The organism is Enterococcus gallinarum NBRC 100675, from assembly GCF_001544275.1.
In the GTDB taxonomy this organism is placed as follows: domain Bacteria; phylum Bacillota; class Bacilli; order Lactobacillales; family Enterococcaceae; genus Enterococcus_D; species Enterococcus_D gallinarum.
The window spans coordinates 1-19,289 of sequence record NZ_BCQE01000004.1 but is presented as its reverse complement, the minus strand read 5'-3'; the positions used below and the strand labels follow the sequence as shown (position 1 = coordinate 19,289).

Annotated in this window: 16 protein-coding genes and 1 pseudogene; 12 read left to right on the top strand and 5 right to left on the bottom strand. The window is 38.6% G+C overall.

From position 1 onward, the window contains the following. The first annotated feature begins 4 nt into the window (after positions 1–4). The 4 genes from pepT (at position 5) to EG2_RS02300 (ending at position 3,604) form a co-directional block, all read left to right on the top strand. Positions 5–1,234 carry a peptidase T gene (gene pepT / locus EG2_RS02315; RefSeq protein ID WP_060813289.1) on the top strand — a complete coding sequence of 410 codons (1,230 nt, stop codon included), beginning with the start codon at positions 5–7 and terminating at the stop codon, positions 1,232–1,234. A 132-nt stretch (positions 1,235–1,366) separates the two neighbouring features. Then, positions 1,367–2,275 (top strand): diacylglycerol/lipid kinase family protein, encoded by a 909-nt coding sequence (locus tag EG2_RS02310; protein WP_060813288.1) that lies wholly within the window; start codon positions 1,367–1,369, stop codon positions 2,273–2,275. Positions 2,276–2,295: 20 nt separating this feature from the next. After that, positions 2,296–2,568: a DUF1294 domain-containing protein gene (locus EG2_RS02305; RefSeq protein ID WP_005471409.1), complete on the top strand. Its 273-nt coding sequence runs from the start codon at positions 2,296–2,298 to the stop codon at positions 2,566–2,568. 10 nt (positions 2,569–2,578) lie between these two features. After that, the gene (locus EG2_RS02300) at positions 2,579–3,604 is read left to right on the top strand and encodes a lysylphosphatidylglycerol synthase transmembrane domain-containing protein (RefSeq protein WP_060813287.1); all 1,026 of its coding nucleotides are present in this window, start codon (positions 2,579–2,581) and stop codon (positions 3,602–3,604) included. Positions 3,605–3,732: 128 nt separating this feature from the next. On the opposite strand, the gene EG2_RS02295 is transcribed toward EG2_RS02300, so the two are convergent. Beyond that, positions 3,733–5,256, bottom strand: a complete 1,524-nt coding sequence (locus tag EG2_RS02295; protein WP_060813286.1) for an ABC-F family ATP-binding cassette domain-containing protein — start codon at positions 5,254–5,256, stop codon at positions 3,733–3,735. A 391-nt stretch (positions 5,257–5,647) separates the two neighbouring features. On the opposite strand from EG2_RS02295, the gene clpB reads away from it, so the two are divergent. After that, on the top strand, positions 5,648–8,251 hold the full coding sequence (gene clpB, locus EG2_RS02290) for an ATP-dependent chaperone ClpB (protein WP_060813285.1): 2,604 nt from the start codon (positions 5,648–5,650) through the stop codon (positions 8,249–8,251). A 357-nt stretch (positions 8,252–8,608) separates the two neighbouring features. After that, entirely contained in the window at positions 8,609–9,178 is a 570-nt protein-coding gene (gene lepB / locus EG2_RS02285; protein ID WP_060813284.1) for a signal peptidase I, read from the top strand. Positions 9,179–9,243: 65 nt separating this feature from the next. Here lepB and EG2_RS02280 read toward each other — a convergent pair whose 3' ends face one another. The 4 genes from EG2_RS02280 to EG2_RS02265 all read right to left on the bottom strand — a co-directional run bounded on the left by EG2_RS02280 (position 9,244) and on the right by EG2_RS02265 (position 12,131). Beyond that, on the bottom strand, positions 9,244–9,429 hold the full coding sequence (locus tag EG2_RS02280) for a hypothetical protein (RefSeq protein WP_003126511.1): 186 nt from the start codon (positions 9,427–9,429) through the stop codon (positions 9,244–9,246). A gap of 304 nt (positions 9,430–9,733) precedes the next feature. Continuing rightward, positions 9,734–10,402: a hypothetical protein gene (locus EG2_RS02275; RefSeq protein ID WP_060813283.1), complete on the bottom strand. Its 669-nt coding sequence runs from the start codon at positions 10,400–10,402 to the stop codon at positions 9,734–9,736. After that, positions 10,403–10,888, bottom strand: coding sequence for a nucleoside 2-deoxyribosyltransferase (locus EG2_RS02270; protein ID WP_060813282.1), 486 nt, complete (start codon positions 10,886–10,888; stop codon positions 10,403–10,405). It lies immediately after the preceding gene. 28 nt (positions 10,889–10,916) lie between these two features. Next, the gene (locus EG2_RS02265; protein ID WP_060813281.1) at positions 10,917–12,131 is read right to left on the bottom strand and encodes a GNAT family N-acetyltransferase; all 1,215 of its coding nucleotides are present in this window, start codon (positions 12,129–12,131) and stop codon (positions 10,917–10,919) included. A gap of 145 nt (positions 12,132–12,276) precedes the next feature. On the opposite strand from EG2_RS02265, the gene lepA reads away from it, so the two are divergent. The 6 genes and pseudogenes from lepA to EG2_RS02235 form a co-directional block, all read left to right on the top strand. Next, a complete protein-coding gene (lepA, locus tag EG2_RS02260) occupies positions 12,277–14,112 on the top strand; it encodes a translation elongation factor 4 (protein ID WP_060813280.1) in 1,836 nt (611 codons plus the stop codon). 195 nt (positions 14,113–14,307) lie between these two features. Further along, positions 14,308–15,219, top strand: a complete 912-nt coding sequence (locus EG2_RS02255) for a helix-turn-helix domain-containing protein (RefSeq protein ID WP_060813279.1) — start codon at positions 14,308–14,310, stop codon at positions 15,217–15,219. 995 nt (positions 15,220–16,214) lie between these two features. Further along, the gene (locus EG2_RS02250; protein ID WP_060813278.1) at positions 16,215–16,466 is read left to right on the top strand and encodes a YopX family protein; all 252 of its coding nucleotides are present in this window, start codon (positions 16,215–16,217) and stop codon (positions 16,464–16,466) included. A gap of 112 nt (positions 16,467–16,578) precedes the next feature. Then, a pseudogene (locus EG2_RS02245) lies at positions 16,579–16,821 on the top strand (hypothetical protein); the annotation flags it as partial. 89 nt (positions 16,822–16,910) lie between these two features. Next, on the top strand, positions 16,911–17,246 hold the full coding sequence (locus tag EG2_RS02240) for a hypothetical protein (RefSeq protein ID WP_249024282.1): 336 nt from the start codon (positions 16,911–16,913) through the stop codon (positions 17,244–17,246). Positions 17,247–17,295: 49 nt separating this feature from the next. Beyond that, a partial coding sequence (locus EG2_RS02235) for a thioester domain-containing protein (RefSeq protein ID WP_169793122.1) occupies positions 17,296–19,289 on the top strand: 1,994 nt, incomplete at its 3' end.

Sequence of the window (19,289 nt, the reverse complement as noted above, 5' to 3'; positions counted from 1 at the left end):
AATTATGTACGAAAATTTATTACCGCGTTTTTTAAGATATGTAAAGACGGAAACTCGTTCTGATGCAACAAGTCAAACAACACCCTCCACACAAACGCAAGTGGCGTTTGCCAAGACATTGCAAAAAGAAATGGAAGAATTAGGACTTCATGATGTCCATTATAATGAGGAAAATGGTTTTGTGATTGGTACGTTACCAAGTAATGTTTCCGAGCCAGTTCGTTCCATTGGATTTATCGCACATATGGATACGGCGGATTTTAACGCGGTGAATGTGGATCCCCAAATTATTGAAAACTATGACGGTGAGTCAACGATCAAATTGGATAAAGAGGGCAAATTTACACTGAATGTCAAAGACTTTCCTAATTTGAAAAATTATCGTGGAGAAACGTTGATTACGACAGATGGCAGCACACTTTTAGGAGCCGATGACAAAGCAGGTATCGCAGAGATTTTGACGGCTATGGAAATTTTGCTTAACCATCCTGAAATCAAACATGGAGAAATCAAAATCGCCTTTGGACCAGATGAAGAAATTGGGGTGGGGGCTGATAAATTTGATGTTGCTGATTTCAATGTTGATTTTGCTTATACCATGGATGGCGGTCCAGTGGGTGAGTTGCAATATGAAACTTTCAATGCTGCACAAGCTGAACTAACGATTCAAGGGAAAAATGTGCACCCAGGAACCGCAAAAGATACGATGATCAACGCTTTGCAATTGGCGATCGATTTTCATAATCAATTGCCAAAAGATCAAGTGCCAGAAAAAACAGATGGTGCTGAAGGATTTTTCCATCTGATGGCGTTGAATGGAACCGTCGAAGAAGCAAAAATGGCGTATATCATTCGTGATCATGATCGTGAAACGTTTGAAAATCGTAAAAAACAATTGCTTACTATCCAAGAAAAAATGAATGCCCAATTTGACGAAGCAAGAATCCAAATGGATTTATATGATCAATACTACAACATGAAAGAAATCATTGAAAAAGACATGAGTATTATTGAGTTAGCTAAGTCTGCAATGGAAGATCTGGGTATCGAGCCAGTTATCGAACCAGTTCGAGGCGGAACAGATGGGTCGAAGATCTCTTATTTAGGAATTCCGACACCAAATATTTTCGCCGGTGGTGAAAACATGCATGGACGCTATGAATTTGTTTCCTTGGAATCAATGAAAAAAGCAACTGATGTAATTGTGAAGATTGCCGAAAAAAACGCACAGTAGAACTTTATTTTTGTTTCGTCTTCAAGTGAAAAAATATCGCTTGATAATGAAAAATGAGTTGAATAATGGGCTGAGACTTGATGCAGAAGTCTGCACCATTCGCAGCCCTATTTTATTTAGGAAGTGAAAAATATGAAGATCATGGTTTTATATAATGATACGGCTGGCAAAAGCGATGCCAAGGATACTGCAGAGTCTTTTAAGAACTATCTAGAAGAACATGATCCTAAAAGTGAAGCAGTCTTGCAACCTTCCAATCCTGATATTGAGCCGGAAACAATCCAAAAAAATGCGAAAGAACATCAAATCGATACGATTGCAATCATTGGTGGAGACGGTACAATCCATCATGTGCTGCAAACATTTGTGGATCAGTTAGATAAGCTGACAGTGGCAATTATTCCTGGCGGAACGGTCAATAACTTTGCCCGTATGTTAGGGATTCCTCTCAAACCTGAAGAAGCATTTGAAACGATATTGAATGGGACTGATCGACAAATTGATTATGGATTGGTCAATGACTCCATGATGATCTCGACGATGACCATCGGATTGCTGGCCGATACGGCAGCAGCTACTTCGCAAGAAGAAAAACAACAGTTTGGACCATTCGCTTTTACCAAGCGGTTTTTCCATTATTTATTCAAAAAGAAACAATACAAATTGGAAATCATTGCAGACGGAAAACGCTGGCGTGGCAAGAGTCAATTGTTAACAGTGGTCATGTCCAATTCAGCTGGCGGATTTACCAATTTCGACGAGTTGGCACGACCTGATGACGGGCTGTTTCACATGATTTTATTGCCAAAACTCAATCTATTGGAATTCATTCTTTATTTGCCCCGGATCATACGTGGTCGTATTGCGAAAGTGCCAGATGTCGAGTACTTTACTGCAAATGAAATTGAGATTCGTGCTCAGGAAAAAACTGTTTATACACGAACTGATGGCGATCCGACAGATAATCTGCCTGTTAAAATGAAGGTGATGAAACAGGCCCTTCGTGTCCGTGTTCAAGAAGAAGACTTGGATGCTAAATAATTTCAACCAGGGGAGAAATGATGACAGAATTTATACAAAATCCATTGTGGTTTTATTTACTTATAGCGAATCTTTATCTTTTTGGCTTGATGGGGTATGATAAATACCAAGCCGTAAGAAAAAAATGGCGTGTTCCTGAATGGAATCTGTTGTTTATGGGATTGATTGGCGGCGGAATCGGTGGATTGATCGCGCAACGCGTTTTTCACCATAAAACACGCAAACGTAAATTTTATATTTTTTTTGCTTTCGGTGTGATTGTAGATCTTCTATTGTTTATTAAGTTTGCCTAAGGAGTTAAAAATGAAAGCAAAAGTGAAATTTGCCTTAAACCTGCTATTAATGGTAGTGATCTTAGGTGCGATGTACTATTTTATTCGCAGCTCTATGACTGATATTTTGGCGGAATTAAGACAAACCAGTCTGTCGATCGTTACAGCAGTGATGGCGTTAGGAACAATTTACTTATTTATTGAAGGCCGTTCCGTCAAAGAGATCGCTGTAGGATTTCAACCGGAGTTTACAACGAAAGACGGCTTATTTACCGTTTGTTACTCTGGATTCTATCGAATTATTACTTTTGGTGCTGGGACGTTGATATCAGAAGTCAATTTTTATCGTAAAAATGGTTTGAAATTGTCACAAGGTGTAGGTGTGACTACGTTGCATATGGTCATGTATAAATTGGCGGTCTTGACTTATGCTATCGCAGGGTTAGTGATTCAATTTTCTTTATTCTATGAGAAAGCCCCAAATATGATTTGGGTGATATTAGCTGGTATGGTCGTTACTTTTCTAATTATTGCCTTTTTGCTTGCACTTTCTGTAAGTGTCAACGTTCAAGTGGCTTTTGTGGTAATCAGCGACAAACTTTTCAAAAGTAAGAGCATGCGCAAAATCATCGATACTTGCAATACGCAGATTTACTCGTTACGGGAGACAGTCTATTCGATTCTCCATGATCGTACCGCTTTTTTGCGGATCTATTTCTGGAATGTTGTTAAATTGGCTGCTTGGTATGTGATTCCTTATGTAGTATTGGCGCCTAAACATCCAGAAATCGACTTCTTACTGACGCTTTCTTTTGTCAGCTTTGCAGTGATCCTATCGGGTGTTATTCCTACGCCGGCTGGAATCGGTTCGTTTGAATTTGTTTATATGTTACTTTTTGGACCAATGGTAGGGACTGTTGATGCAGCGTCATCGATGTTGCTTTATCGATTTGCTACTTTTATTTGGCCATTCGTGATCGGTTTCGTCTATGTCATTTTGGAAAAACGCAAAACGATGAGTGCTGAGTTGGAAGAGTTGAAGAACGAAAAAGCGTGAGCAAAGGAATGAAACTTTTTCTTTCTCCTATTAAATCTGAATCAAAAAAATCTCGAAGGCATGCCTCAAAAACTTCAGCTAGTTCGCTGAAATTTCGGCACTTCTTCGAGATTTTTTTAGTGTCGTACTTATTCACTTAATTCAATGATTCGATCTGCAAAGTCTTCGTAGAAATCGGCTTCGTGGGAAACCACTAAGACAGTTCCTTGAAAATCAGCCAGTGCTGCATTCAGATTATCTTTGGTGGCTTGGTCAATATGATTGGTGGGCTCATCCAATAGGAGGAAGTTGCTCTTGATCATCATCATTTCAGCGAGTTTGACTTTTGTTTGTTCGCCACCACTCAATGATTTCAACGCTTCTTGCGCCAACTGACTGGGTAATCCAGCGCGGGATAGTTGGCGTCGAAGTTCTTTGATAGTGGCTTTAGGGAATTTGTCGCTCAAATATTGCAAAGGGTTCTGTAACGGTTGTTCCCAGATCAAATCTTGCGAGAAATAATTGAATTCTGTGTGTTGGGGAAAAGAAACGGCCCCATTGATAACAGGTATCTGACCCAAGAGTGTCTTGATCAACGTCGATTTCCCAATCCCATTAAACCCACGAATAGCGATTTTTTCACCGTAGCGTACCGTCAAATCGATTGGCGGCAACAGCGGCTTTTCATAGCCAATTTCTAAGTGAGTTGTTTCCAGTGCTAATGTTGTAACGATAGGGGCATAAGGAAAAGCAATATGCGGTGTCGGCGCATCCGTTGGTGGCGTTAATCGTTCGATTTTCGCTAATTGTTTTTCTCGGCTTTTGGCCATCGTAGAACGAGAACCAGCTTTATATTTACGAATATAGGCTTCCGTTTTCTTGATATGTGCCTGTTGGGCTTCATATTGTTTCAAATAACTTTCATTTTGCAATGCTTTGAGTTTCAGGGATTTTTCGAGGTTGCCGGTATATTTCGTTAATTTTCCGAATTCAATATCAATGATATGGGTTGTGATCTGGTTGAGAAACTGTTGGTCATGAGAAACCACCAAATAGGTGCCATTGAAATCTTGCAGAAATTGAACCAACCATTTGATGTGCTCATCATCTAAGTGATTGGTGGGCTCATCCAAAATCAACATATCAGGCTTTTCCAGAAGCATTTTCGCTAAAATTAATTTTGAACGCTGACCACCACTTAAATTGACCAATGGGGTCTCCATACCAAGGATGGCAATTCCCAGCCCCTCCGCTAAATCTGCAATCAGCGTATCCATTTGATAGAAGGAACCTTGATCCAACTGATTTTGTAATTCACCAGCTTTTTCAAGTAACTGATCATCCAATGTTTCTGCATATTCCGTGTAAAGTGACGCGATTTTTGCTTCTTTTTCAAAATCAGCGGCAAAAGCTGATCGTAAGAAATCACGAATGGTCTGAGTTTCATCGACATTGACATATTGATCCAAATAGCCCATGTTCAGATTTTTGGGGAAATTGACTTGTCCTTCATCAGGAAGAATCTCCCCGGTAATGATTTTGATCAAGGTACTTTTTCCGGCTCCATTACGTCCAATCAATCCGACTTTCTCTCCACGATTGATTTGAACGTTGACTTCTTCATACAAGATTTTGTCACCGAACTGTTGTGATAAATTTGATATAGTTAACATGATTTTCCTCCATATAAAAAAGCCATAGACAGACATTGTCTACAGCTTACAATCTTTTTAGTATCCATCAAAAACTAAGGCATGAGAAAAAAACCTCATTCCGAGTTTTTGATGAAGCAGATGCGCTAGGCGCTTGTAGGCTCTTAACAATGCTTCATCGTTTTCCTGTTAAGAGCAGATTTTCTGATAAACTTAAAATAGTAGCGTGACATCTGCTGATCCTCCATAGAAATTGTTCATTAAGCATAACATCTTGACTTTCCTTGTGTCAACTTTCGCTTTTTTTGCTAAGAAAGGTCAAAAAGTCATTGTATATCTTTTGACCATTACTGACCAAAGTGGTATACTAAAAAAGTAGGAGAAATCCTAGAAATGACGGGGAGGTAGAACAATGAACCCAGAAAAAATGACGACAACTTTGCAAAGTGCTATTGCTGAAGCGCAACAAGTGGCGGTAACTCGCCATCATCAGGAAATCGATATCGCTCATTTATGGAAAATTTTATTGCAAGCCAATCAATTTGGCCGCAATTTTTATACGGACGCTGGTATTGATGTTGATGCTTTCGAGAAAGAAGTCGACCGATTATTAGATGAATATCCATCCGTAGAGGGTGGCAATGTCCAATATGGACAAAGTATGAGTCAAAACTTATTTCGTTTGCTTTCTGAAGCGGACCAACTAAAAAACGAATTCAACGACGAGTATTTATCGACTGAGGTCGTTTTACTCGCATTAATGAAACTAAAAAACCATCCATTGACCAATTACTTAAAAGGTCAAGGAATCAATGAAAAAGAATTAAAAGCAACGATTGAATCTTTGAGAGGAGGAGAACGTGTGACATCTCAAAACCAAGAAGAACAATACAAAGCCTTAGAAAAATATGGCGTGGATCTTGTTCAGCAAGTACGCAGCGGAAAAATGGATCCGATCATTGGTCGTGACGAAGAGATCCGTGATGTGATCCGCATTCTTTCACGAAAAACGAAAAACAATCCAGTTTTGATCGGGGAGCCTGGTGTCGGAAAAACAGCGATCGTTGAAGGACTGGCGCAACGAATCGTTAGAAAAGATGTGCCGGAAAACTTAAAAGACAAAACGATTTTCTCTTTAGACATGGGCGCATTGATCGCTGGAGCAAAATTCCGTGGTGAATTTGAAGAACGGTTGAAGGCTGTCTTGAAAGAAGTCAAGAAATCTGACGGACGAATCATCTTATTTATTGATGAAATCCACAATATCGTGGGTGCCGGCAAAACGGAAGGTAGCATGGATGCTGGTAATTTACTAAAACCAATGCTGGCTCGTGGCGAACTTCATACGATCGGTGCAACAACATTGGACGAATACCGTCAATATATGGAAAAAGATAAAGCTTTGGAACGTCGTTTCCAAAAAGTTTTAGTCAAGGAACCAACGGTTGAAGATACCATCTCGATTTTGCGGGGACTAAAAGAACGCTTTGAGATCCATCACGGGGTCAACATTCATGACAACGCACTAGTTGCTGCAGCGACATTATCCGATCGTTATATCACAGATCGCTTTTTGCCGGATAAAGCAATCGATCTGATTGATGAAGCGAGTGCAACGATCCGCGTAGAAATGAATTCAATGCCAACTGAACTCGACCAAGTCACTCGACGTTTAATGCAGCTGGAAATTGAAGAAGCCGCATTGAAAAAAGAAACGGATGATGCTTCTAAAAAACGGTTGGCAAACCTGCAAGAAGAATTAGCTGATTTGCGGGAAGAAGCCAATACCATGAAGATGCAATGGGAAACTGAGAAAGATGAAGTCAATGCGGTTTCCAATAAACGGGCAGAAATCGACAAAGCCAAGCATGAATTAGAAGATGCCGAAAATAATTATGATTTAGAACGCGCTGCTGTTTTACGCCATGGAACGATTCCTCAATTAGAAAAAGAACTTGCTGCATTGGAAGCAAAAAACCAAGCGGAAGGCGTTCGAATGGTGCAAGAATCTGTGACCGAAAACGAAATTGCACTAGTTGTTGGCCGCCTAACAGGCATTCCAGTTGCGAAATTAGTAGAAGGGGAACGGGAAAAACTACTGAAATTGAATGGAACACTTCATCAACGCGTGATTGGCCAAGACGAGGCAGTCGATGCAGTAAGTGATGCGGTGATCCGGTCCCGTGCAGGTCTTCAAGATCCAAATCGACCATTAGGTTCTTTCCTATTCTTAGGGCCAACAGGAGTCGGTAAGACCGAGTTAGCCAAAGCTTTAGCCGTCAATCTGTTTGATTCAGAAGATCATATGGTGCGGATTGACATGAGTGAATACATGGAGAAACATTCTGTGTCACGTTTAGTCGGGGCACCTCCAGGTTATGTTGGTTTTGAAGAAGGCGGCCAACTGACAGAAGCTGTTCGCCGTAACCCTTATACGATCGTCTTATTGGATGAGATTGAAAAAGCCCATCCAGATGTTTTCAATATTTTATTGCAAGTATTGGATGACGGCCGATTGACGGATTCAAAAGGTCGAGTGGTAGATTTCAAAAACACGGTCTTGATCATGACGAGCAATATTGGCTCCCAATTACTATTAGATGGTGTGACTAGTGAGGGAACGATTCCAGAATCGGTTGCTGAAAATGTTCGTTCGCTATTACGCGGTCATTTTAAACCAGAGTTCTTGAACCGTATCGATGATACAATTTTGTTCACGCCACTGAGCCTAGCCAATGTTACAGGTATCGTGGATAAAATTATCGCTCAATTGTCTCAACGCTTGGAAAATCAAGACATTCAGTTATCCATTACAGAAGAAGCCAAAAAATGGATCGCAGAGCATTCGTACGAACCCGCTTATGGCGCAAGACCATTGCGACGTTTCATTACACGGGAGGTAGAAACACCTCTGGCTAAAGAAATCGTTGCCGGACGTGTTTTGCCGAAAACAAAAGTGACGATAGAAGTGTTGAATGACCAGCTTGTTTTTGAAAATACACCGATAAGTGAATAAGAGATTTCTTAGTCATCTAACTTAAACGAGAAAATAACCCTTGAATTACCTGAATGATAGACGGATTGATACTGTGGGAAAGACCTGAATGAAGTCTTCTGCCTATTCCGCTATTTTTCAGGTTTTTTCTTTTGAAAAAAATCAAGCATGTTATTATGCTACGTCAATGTGGTTTAAGAACTTCCTTTTTATTAAACAAAGATTGGTAAGTTTCTCGTAAAAAAAACCTTTCGTAAAAAGATTTTACTTGCCGAAAAGGCAAATTAAACGTAAGATTGAGAAGTAAACGCAAAACGCAGGTCTATTTTCTAATGAAGGATCTACTGAGAAAATAGTTGAAGGAGCAAATAAAATAAGATGCAGAAATTTTTAAAAGAGAATTGGTTTATTCTCGCTTTTATTGTTGTGATTGTTGTCGTTCGATTGTTTATTTTAACGCCTGTCAAAGTCAGCGGACATTCAATGGATCCGACTTTGGCTGATGGGCAACGCTTGATTGCTTCCAAGATTTCAAGTTATCAGCGGCAAGACGTGATTATTTGCGTAGAACCGGACGATACCAGTAAAATTGCGGTGAAACGCCTAATTGGTTTGCCTGGAGATAAAATCGAGATGAAAAATGACGTCCTGACAATCAATGGCAAAGAGTATCAAGAAGAGTACTTAGAAGATTTTAAGAAGCAATTTGCGGATGATCAGTTGCAAAAGGAATATAGCTACCGGGAATTATTCCAGCAAATCGCCGCCAGTGCGACCCAATTCACTGAAGATTTCTCTATTACCGTCCCTAAGGGAAAATATTTTGTTATGGGAGACAATCGTCTGATTTCAAGAGATAGCCGTTCTTTCGGTGTGGTGGATGCCGATCAAATGCAAGGAAAAGTTATCTTGCGTTACTGGCCATTAAGTGAAATTTCATTATTTTAAAGCACAGTAAAAAAGCATTCTTGCACAGGAGCGAGTCTTCACTCGAAACATGCAAGAATGCTTTTTTAAACGACCCAAGCTACTAGCGCAATCACGGAAAAGAACATTGTCCAAACGGCAATCGCCGCAGAAGCAATGAAAATGATTTTAATAGGCAGGGGTTGGACGAATTTTCGTGCATCTTTAGAAAAGGCATAGGTAATAGATGAAAAGATCATGCAGCACAAAAGAAAAAATACCGTCAAAATCATGGCGATCTCCTTACTGACTTCCAGGTCGACTTATTGTTAAATATTATAACAGACCTTTTGAGAATCGTGAAATCAAATACACTGTATTTCAGGCAATTCTTTTTGTAATTATTGGTATAAAGAGAACTCGTCCAATAACATAAATTATTAAATAACAGTTATTTCTTTAATGATAAAAGCGGATTCAATGAATTTGGGGAATTTTTTGCTAAAAAATGATCGTTGTCAAAATTAGTTTTTGCGAAATCATTAGGATAAAAAAACTGTCTGAACTAATTTTACTAGTTCAGACAGTTAATAAAAATCACTGTTCAATTTTTTTGATACGATAGCTTTCAAAATAATCAGGCTTGCCTCGCCCTTGGAAGTAAGCAATCAATCCCATCAATACAGCTCCGATCGTGTTGGTCAAAAGGTCACCCATCGTATCCATTAATGCCTCGCGGCCAATGAATGGGGTGCCTTCTAGCGTCGCATAGCGCTGCAGATTCATTCCGCCAAGCGAATCGCAGATAAACTCCCAGAACTCCCAAAAAACACCACACAGGCCTGCAAAAGCAAATCCCATCAGAAGAAAAAGCCATGGAGAAACTTTTCGTACTGGAACATCTTTTAGAAACATACAGATCAGCCCATAACCAACTGCTGTCAGAACCATCGGACTAACTGTGTGCAGTACTTTATCCCAGAAGGAAATAATTTCAATCAGATGCAAAATCGTTCCCATAAAGACCGAGATCAACAAAAAGAACCAATAAAAGTAAATAGTCGCATTGGGAAGTTGAATTCGGAACAGCTTTTTACTGAATTCAGGTACATAGATCAACAAAATACCTAGTAATGCTTGAACAAGAAAAATCAGTGCTTGCTGTTTAGGATAGACTCCTTGAAAGAATTCCCAAACAGAAAATGCGAAAACAAGGAAGCCAAATAGTGTAAATAGTTTTAATAAACGTTTATAATTATCACCCATTTATTGTTCCTCCCCGAGATAGGCAGCCAAACCTTCTAGTAAAGCAGTTTCTGAAGAATAGATCTCTCCATTCAGTTTGATCAAACCGACTGTATAGAGATTCAAATAATGGAATTGATTTTCGGCTACAGTTTTCAGTGCAGTAATCTTTTGCTGATTATCTGCTCCTTGTTGGCGACTGTCTGTATATAGCCCTAAGACAGGGATTTCTTTGGCAAAAGCCACGCCGATTTCTGAGGCTACGCCTGGATCGATCGTTAGACCATCTAATAATGCAATCATTAGGTCACTTTCCAATACTTTTTCTGTATCAGCTTGAGCTATCATTTTACTATCAGCATAAGCAGACTTATCATTAATGGATGCATTTTCTTGTGGCAAATAGATCTCTGCTTTTGGATAAGTGCTCCGAATTTGATTGACTAGATCGGCATTATAAAGCAAATCGCTTTTAGCAAAGAGGGGGGCTGCAAAGTAAATATTCATTTTCATTCTCCTTCATTTATCAACATGATTAAAAATAGTCGCCAAAATAAGCTTCCATATCAGGAATAATAGTCTCCAATAACTGTAACGTATCCGAATCGGTATGGAGACGCTCGATTCGAGCCAAATACGCAGGTCTCCGATAATTCATCAGTACGCAAGTTAACGTTTGGATATCTAATTGGACCGCTTTTCCGATCGGATCATTCGAAACGATGACTTCACCTTTAGCATAGTTCAACCCAAAAATCCCATTATTCCATTCAGCAACAGGATCGGAGACAACGAAATGAAAAGGCTGATCAAATGCTTTAAAGGGGAATTTTTTCAAAAACTCTGCTACGTCAACGATGCGTGCCATATAGTAAGGTTCGATCGTTTCTTTGATTTGGCTGTCTTCCAACAAGAAAGCCAATGGTTCATTTTTATAAATATCGCCTTTGACCCAGTAGACCATAGAGAAATGAGCAGAGATAAAGTTCCATAATCCATTGCGGGCTTCTTGATTCAAGTAAAACATTTCTTTTACGTGAAAGACTTCTTCGGCGACCCAATAAAAAAGTACACCAGTGGGGTGACCACTTTTATTGTAATAGACAGCTGCTGTTCGGCTTTCTTCGTTTTCGTACCGCCAGTATTCTTCCCAGTGGAAAGCGGTCCGCTGTAATGCACCATGATTTTCTCTTGAGAATTGATTATAGACAGTGAAAACGTCAGGATCATCTACCTCTTTTCGTTCAACGATCCCTGGAACTTCCACCGTTTTTGGTAACTGGGTATCACGTATTTTGAAGGTTAATTTATCTGACATCATCTCCCAGCCCTTACGACGATAATAAGGGACATTATAAGGATAGAGATAAGAGATCCATTGCTGATCTGCTCGCATCGTTTCAAGAGCGAGTTTGATCAAGTCTTTCATCAGTCCATGTCCCGCATATTCAGGGTAAGTTCCGACACCGGTCACGCCGCCCATTTTGTAAAGAGTTCCATGAATGTTCACTTCACAGGGATAGACAGCAATTTGCGAAACAAGCTGATCACCGTTGAACCACCCGAACACTTTAGATAATTCCAAGATTGGTCGTTTTGATTTGATCATTTCACGCTTGCTTTCATAACCGCTTTCCTCGATGTCCGACTCAGTGATTTGAAAAACATAGCTTAGAAGCTCATTGAACTGATCGACATCTTTTTCTTCTACTGGTCGAATATGCAAATCTTGATGAAAATTATTGTCCATTCTTTCAACTCCAATTTATTTACTAGCTATAGTATAGCAAAACCTGAACAAATTTGTTTAGATATCGGTCAAGAAAAATACTTTAATTATCAGCATTTCGTTGGTATAATAGAAAAGCTGACTAAAAGAAATGAGGAACGTATCCATGAATATAGAAGAAATGAAAAAACGACAGGAAAAGATTCGTAACTTTTCCATTATCGCTCATATTGACCACGGAAAGTCTACGCTAGCCGATCGGATTTTGGAACAAACTCATACGGTAACGTCTAGAGAAATGCAAAATCAATTATTAGACTCCATGGACTTAGAACGGGAACGGGGAATCACCATTAAATTGAATGCGGTTGAGTTGAATTATACCGCAAAAGATGGTGAAACCTATATTTTCCATTTGATCGACACTCCAGGGCACGTGGATTTCACTTATGAAGTATCGCGGAGTTTGGCTGCGTGTGAAGGTGCTGTATTGGTTGTGGATGCAGCTCAAGGGATTGAAGCTCAAACATTAGCCAATGTTTATTTGGCTCTGGACAACGACTTAGAAATCTTACCAGTCATCAATAAAATCGATCTGCCAGCGGCAGACCCAGAACGAGTACGTACAGAAATCGAAGACGTTATCGGTATCGATGCAAGTGAAGCTGTTTTGGCTAGTGCCAAAGCCGGAATTGGCATCGAAGATATCTTAGAACAAATTGTCGAATATGTACCGGCACCAGCTGGAGATATTGAAGCGCCATTGAAAGCATTGATCTTTGATTCTGTCTACGATTCTTATCGGGGGGTTGTTCTAAACGTCCGTATCATGGATGGGATGGTCAAACCTGGGGATAAAATTCAAATGATGAGTAATGGTAAAACCTTTGATGTCACCGAAGTTGGGGTGTTTTCACCTAAAGCGATCCAACGGGATGCATTGATGGTGGGAGATGTTGGTTATATCACAGCAGCTATCAAAACAGTGAAAGATACACAAGTAGGGGATACTGTGACACTAGCAAATAATCCAGCGCAAGAAGCTTTGGAAGGGTATCGTCAAATGAATCCAATGGTGTATTGTGGACTCTATCCAATCGATACTTCTCGTTACAATGATCTGCGGGAAGCATTAGAGAAGCTGCAATTGAATGATGCGGCACTCCAATTCGAGCCTGAAACTTCTCAAGCGCTTGGTTTTGGTTTCCGTTGCGGTTTCCTAGGTCTCTTGCATATGGATGTTGTTCAAGAGCGTTTAGAACGTGAGTTCAATTTGGAATTGATCACGACAGCGCCTTCTGTTATCTATCATGTCAACAAAACAGACGGAACAACCGTGACAGTCGATAATCCAGCAGATTTCCCTGAACCAGGTACTATTGAAAATGTCGAAGAACCTTTTGTCAAAGCACAAATCATGGTACCAAATGACTATGTAGGTGCAGTTATGGAACTCTCACAGCGTAAGCGGGGAGATTTTGTCACCATGGACTATCTAGATGATTATCGGGTCAATGTCGTCTATGAAATTCCATTATCTGAAATCGTCTTTGATTTCTTTGACAAACTGAAATCCAGCACAAAAGGTTACGCATCACTGGATTATGAAATGTCCGGTTACCGTACCAGCAAGTTAGTTAAAATGGATATCTTGTTGAACGCTGAAAAAGTTGATGCATTAAGCTTTATTGTTCACCGAGATTTTGCCTACGAACGCGGAAAAGCCATCGTAGAAAAATTGAAAAAACTCATTCCGCGTCAACAATTTGAAGTACCGATACAAGCAGCGATCGGCCAAAAAATTGTGGCTCGCTCCGATATCAAAGCTCTGCGCAAAAATGTTTTAGCGAAATGTTATGGTGGGGATGTTTCTCGTAAACGGAAACTCCTAGAGAAACAAAAAGAAGGTAAGAAACGCATGAAACAAATCGGTTCAGTAGAAGTTCCGCAGGAAGCCTTCATGGCCGTTCTGAAAATGGATGAGCAAGATAGTGTGAAATAACTTATAATCAATCGAAAAACCTATTAAATCAACCTTTTTGAGTAGATGCAACACTGAGGATTATCTGTATAAAAGATTTTAAACTGTCATTTGGTTATCACGGCGATACTAAAATTAACAAAATTGGAATATTTTTCTTGAAGATTTTTAGCTGTCAGTATATGATGAAAGCATCTCATAGGAGGTGCTTTTTTCATGGTTGATAATTCAAGTGGAAGGGTTCTTAAATCTCTAAGAAAAGAGAAAAAACTATCTCAAAAAAAGTTAGCTGATTTAGCAGGTATTTCACAAAGTACTTTAGTTAAATATGAAAAAGGGTCAAGAAAAATCCCTAAAGACGTAGATAATACTCTAAGCAAGATTCTGAATATAGAAACTCTAATAAAAGATGAGGAAGATAAGATTGAGATTCTCATCGGTCAACTAATTGCATACAGAGATATGAATAAGTTACTTAACAAAGAGTTAGCTGATAATATAGGGATTAGTGAAGCATTACTCAGTTATGTGTTAAATAGAAAGAGAAATCCATCAAAAGAAATGCAAAAAAAAATCGATATTTTTCTATTAAGTAATGAAAAAGAAATTTTGAAGGAGATTAATCGTGATAGTGAGATATTTAGTTTATCAAAAGACGATAAAATTGTTATGGGAAAAAGAATACGAGAAGTCCGAAAGAACCGGGAAGAGACGCTTGAAAAATTTGGTAAAAACTTTACCATCTATACAGGCAAAAATGTTATAAGTAGATGGGAAAAAGGTATTAATATTCCAGATATTGAAAAACTAATGAATATTGCCTATCTTGGTAAGGTCACTGTTCCTTACCTTATGTACGGAGAAGATTATAAGAATATACTTCCAAAAGATGAAAGAGTTAGCGATTTTAAAAAGATAAATTCTTTTAGTATGGGATTAAGGATGAGGAAAATTAGGAAAGATTATTATCTAGAAAGGGAGGAGTTTGGAAAGCTTTTTTCTCCTTCAATTTCAAAATGGTCCATAGATAGGTATGAGAATGGTAGAGATATACCCAATACCAATCGAATTATCCAATATGCTTATATAGGAAATCTTTCTTTAGAATTTTTGATTTACGGGATATAAAAATAGTTTACGTCGATACTTATTAAGTTATCGACGTTTTTTATTATAGAAAAAATTTATAAAAGGAGGTTTCTTGATATGATAAGAAACAAAAAAGGTTTGTTGAAAGTTGTTTTACTGGCAGCTTTTTTCTAAGTAACTTTTTGACAAGCTCAATGGCAACACAAGCGGAAGAAGTAATACAAGAAATAACTGTTATGAATAACAGCTAGATAAAATGGGCTAGGTATGTTATCCAACAATTTAGTAATCACTAGAAGCCTAGCGAAAGTTCGCTTGATAAGTTATAGATGAGTATTGAGTTGTAGTGTTTCCAAATCAAAAGGGTACAGAGCCACATGAAATATGTTGTCCTCTGCAGCGTCAGGATAGGAATCCATACCATGGAGATTCGGAGATCTGTGAGGGAATACTTACGTGGTTAATATGTCGGTTGTGTTGGACGTAGTAATGGTCATAGTGGGTAGATTGACTGAATTCTTATATGAGAAAATGAAACCAACAAGAAGATAGGGTTATTTATACAGAATTGGGGATCTTTTCTGGAAAAGTAATCGGACAATGCGAGATTCGTACGGTCTTTTTTAAATTTCTCTTAAAAAAAACGGCTTCGAATGGGTTGGGTGATTGATAAGCAATGAATCATAGACTGATATAGAATAAAAATGATTCTATTTATCTTTTTACATCTATCGTTTTTTCAAGTAACCGCAAATTGTATCAGCATTCAACAATTTTTGTATACAAGTTCTAGTAAAAGGATCTGAAGAAAAAGTTGGTTGTTGTGAAGATAAAAAAGAATCAGGTTTTACTGAGTTTTTCTTCAAAATTTGTGTTATTAGGTTAGGACAAAGATAAGAAGAAGTATGAAGATTTAAAAAAGGAATGAGGAAAAGATAGTAATTTCCGATTATTGGAGTTTTTTTATTTTATAAAGAAGAAGCGAACAAGTTGTGATTCCTAGATTTCGCGCGTGATTAATTAATGAACAAAAAATGCGGAAAGTTTTAGTGTTTAATACAAGAGGACAAAGTTTCTTAGGTATTGAAGGCACACGTGTAACGGTTGATGGGTGGTGTGATTGTTTCGAAGTTGGAAAATATGTTGAACTTATGGCATTTACTGAGCTAAAAGATAAGAACAACGTGGAAATTTTCGAGAGTGACATTGGTTGGGACGATCATGAAGAGGTTTATGGAAAATTTATTTTGCGGAAGGAAAATGCTTATACGAATGGGGAAGCATAAGTAGCGATTTGTTAGAGATCATTGATAGGATTGAAATTGTCGGGAATATTTATGAGAATCTAGAGTTATTTGAGGTAATAGAATGAGTGATGGTTTTGAACAAGTATCAATAATTAAAAATCAAGTTCGTGAGATTCTTAGAAAAAAAAGCTATTTGGTAGATAGTTATTTTGAAGGAGATTACGAAACATGGGTAGGTGTCTATGCTCGTCCAGAGAATAAACCTACCTATTTAGATCCTACGACGTCAGAAGATGGCTATTTACAAAATAGGTATCGAGTAGATGGTTTTAAGCAAGACTTTGCGGAGTGGTTTGAATGGGAAATTGAAAATGGAGAAGTAAAAGAAGAATAAGCGTACTTGTTGTATCAAAATAAGCCAGTAGAACAACCAAACCAGTAGCTAGTAATGACAATAATACTGGGGAATCGGATCATTATGGTGTGATTGATATTTCTCTTCCAAAAGATCTTAAGCCAGATCCTGCAACAATTGGCAACAGTGGCATGATTTTTGATTCGTTAGATGAAGCTATGTCATATAGTTGGAAAGAAATTAAGGATGAAGGTAGTAATTGGTATGGCATGAGATTTGGTGATGGTGAGTTGCCAATAAAGATGGTATTCCAATTGGGAAATGGACAGTTGATTTCCACGAAGCAGGTTCTTTTTTTGTTCTGTAATTATAGTGGGAGGGTAAAATCATTGATGAAATGTGTTCAGATTAGAGCGCCAGATAAAAATAGAAGAGACAGTTCACGTCGTTATCACTTTTGGTAACGGCGTTTTGTTTTATTATATAAAATTCTCAGGAAAAGGAGGAATTCTTGTGTATGCAAGAACGATAATGAATTGGTTGAAAGCACTCGCATTGGTGGCCTTTTCTCAATTCTGTTTCTTGGTGGGAACTGCTCAAGCACATGCAGAAGAAACGACGGCTACACAGCCTACGGTGGAAGCCATTGCCCAAGTCGCTTCTGAAGTGACAGAAGTCCAACTAGCAGAAGCCGGGGTCCCAGCTGGTGAAGCCACTGTTGAACAGGCCCCTGTGACAGAAGCACCAACGGTCAATTCCAAAACGACTCTCGATCAGACGATTGGGGAAACACAACACTCAGGGGATAGTCCTGTTACTTCACAACCAGTTGAAGAAACTGCCTCAATTACAACCCCTGCTTCAGAAACGTCCACTTCAGAAGGAGAAAAAGCTGCCGAAGCAACACCTTCTGTGAAGCAAGAGTCTTCTGAGAAACAAGCGGAAGAAAAGCAACGAATAGAAGAAACAGTGGAACAACCAGCGGCTACTGCTGACAAAGAAGGAAAAAATGAGGAAAACGTTGAAAAAACAATCTCTTCAACCGCAGCTAGTCAAAATCAACCAACGAAACCAAACAAAGAATCTACGGATAGTATTGAAGATCAAAAGAAAAAAGAGCAGGACATTCCAAAAACAGGTACACCTACACTGTTAGTAACAGTACCAACCAATCGTTCGGTTCGCGTTCGCCGTGCAATCAATACTGTTGTTTTAGGTGGACGAAGAATTGATTGGGGTGAAAATATTGCTGTTACTTCTACTCCCAATAATCCAAATTTTACCCTAGATTATATGGTTCGTTTTGAAATTGATGGTCATGTTGCTTTTTGTATTGAACCTGGTGTTGCAGCTGGTCAAGGAGAAACTTATACGGCTACTGCTTTAGAAAACTATTTGAAGAACGCGAATATCCGTAAAAAAACAAGTTTGATCTCTTATTTAGGATATGTCACAAATAAAGATCAGTCAGATGAACAATATATAGCGGCACAATTGATGATGTGGGAAATACTAGGAGCGAAAATCCCAATCAAAAATATTCGTATTGACTATGATCGTCGAAAAACAGAAATTAAACGTTTGCTTAATAATTTTGATGTAAGAGCGACGTTTCATAACCAAACACATACGGTAAAAATTGGCGAAACGTTAAAAATAAAAAGCGGTAATGACTTTTTAAACCGTGTAAAAGACATTCAAAAGCCAAAAGGCGTAAATGTTTCTGTTCATGGCAATGAAGTCTGGATTACGGTTACAAAAGATGCGTCTGAAAAGGCAAAGATTCATTTTAATCAGGTTGAAGCACTGGGGGCACCATTAGCATATCGTCGTCTAGGTGCTCAAACAATTGGTGTATTGAATCCTTTTGAACCTGGTGACTCTGTTATTAATTTGAATATCCTGAAACAAGGAAACATTCGCGTTTTTAAAGAAGATGCGGAAACCAGTGTGAAAGCACAAGGTGCCTCTTCTTTGAACAACGCCGTTTATGGTTTGTATCAAGCCGATGGGAAGAAAATCAAAGAAGTTACTTTGAAGAACGTCAATGGGAAAGTTCAAGCAGAAATTAAAGACCTTGATCCTGGCAAATATGTTTTAAAAGAAATCAAAGCGCCAAAAGGTTATGTGCTTTCTGATGAAGCAATTGAAATTGTTGTTGAACCTGGAAAAACTGTCAATGCGACCGCAAAAGATCAAGTGATTAAGGGCACCATTGATTTAGTGAAAGTTGCTAATAAAGACTTAATCGATTCAACGAATCCAGATAATAAACCAAAATTAGCTGGTATTGAAATCTCTTTGACGTCAAAAACAACTGGAAAAGTGGTAAAAACAGTTGTGACAGATAAAGATGGTTATGCTAGTTTTGGTAAAAATACTGTTGTCTTTGATACGTACATTCTTTCTGAAACCAAAGGAAAAGAAGGGTATAAACTATTTGAACCATTCGAAGTCACAATTTCTGAACAAGGTCAAACCTTCCATTATGTTTTAGAAGATAAAGT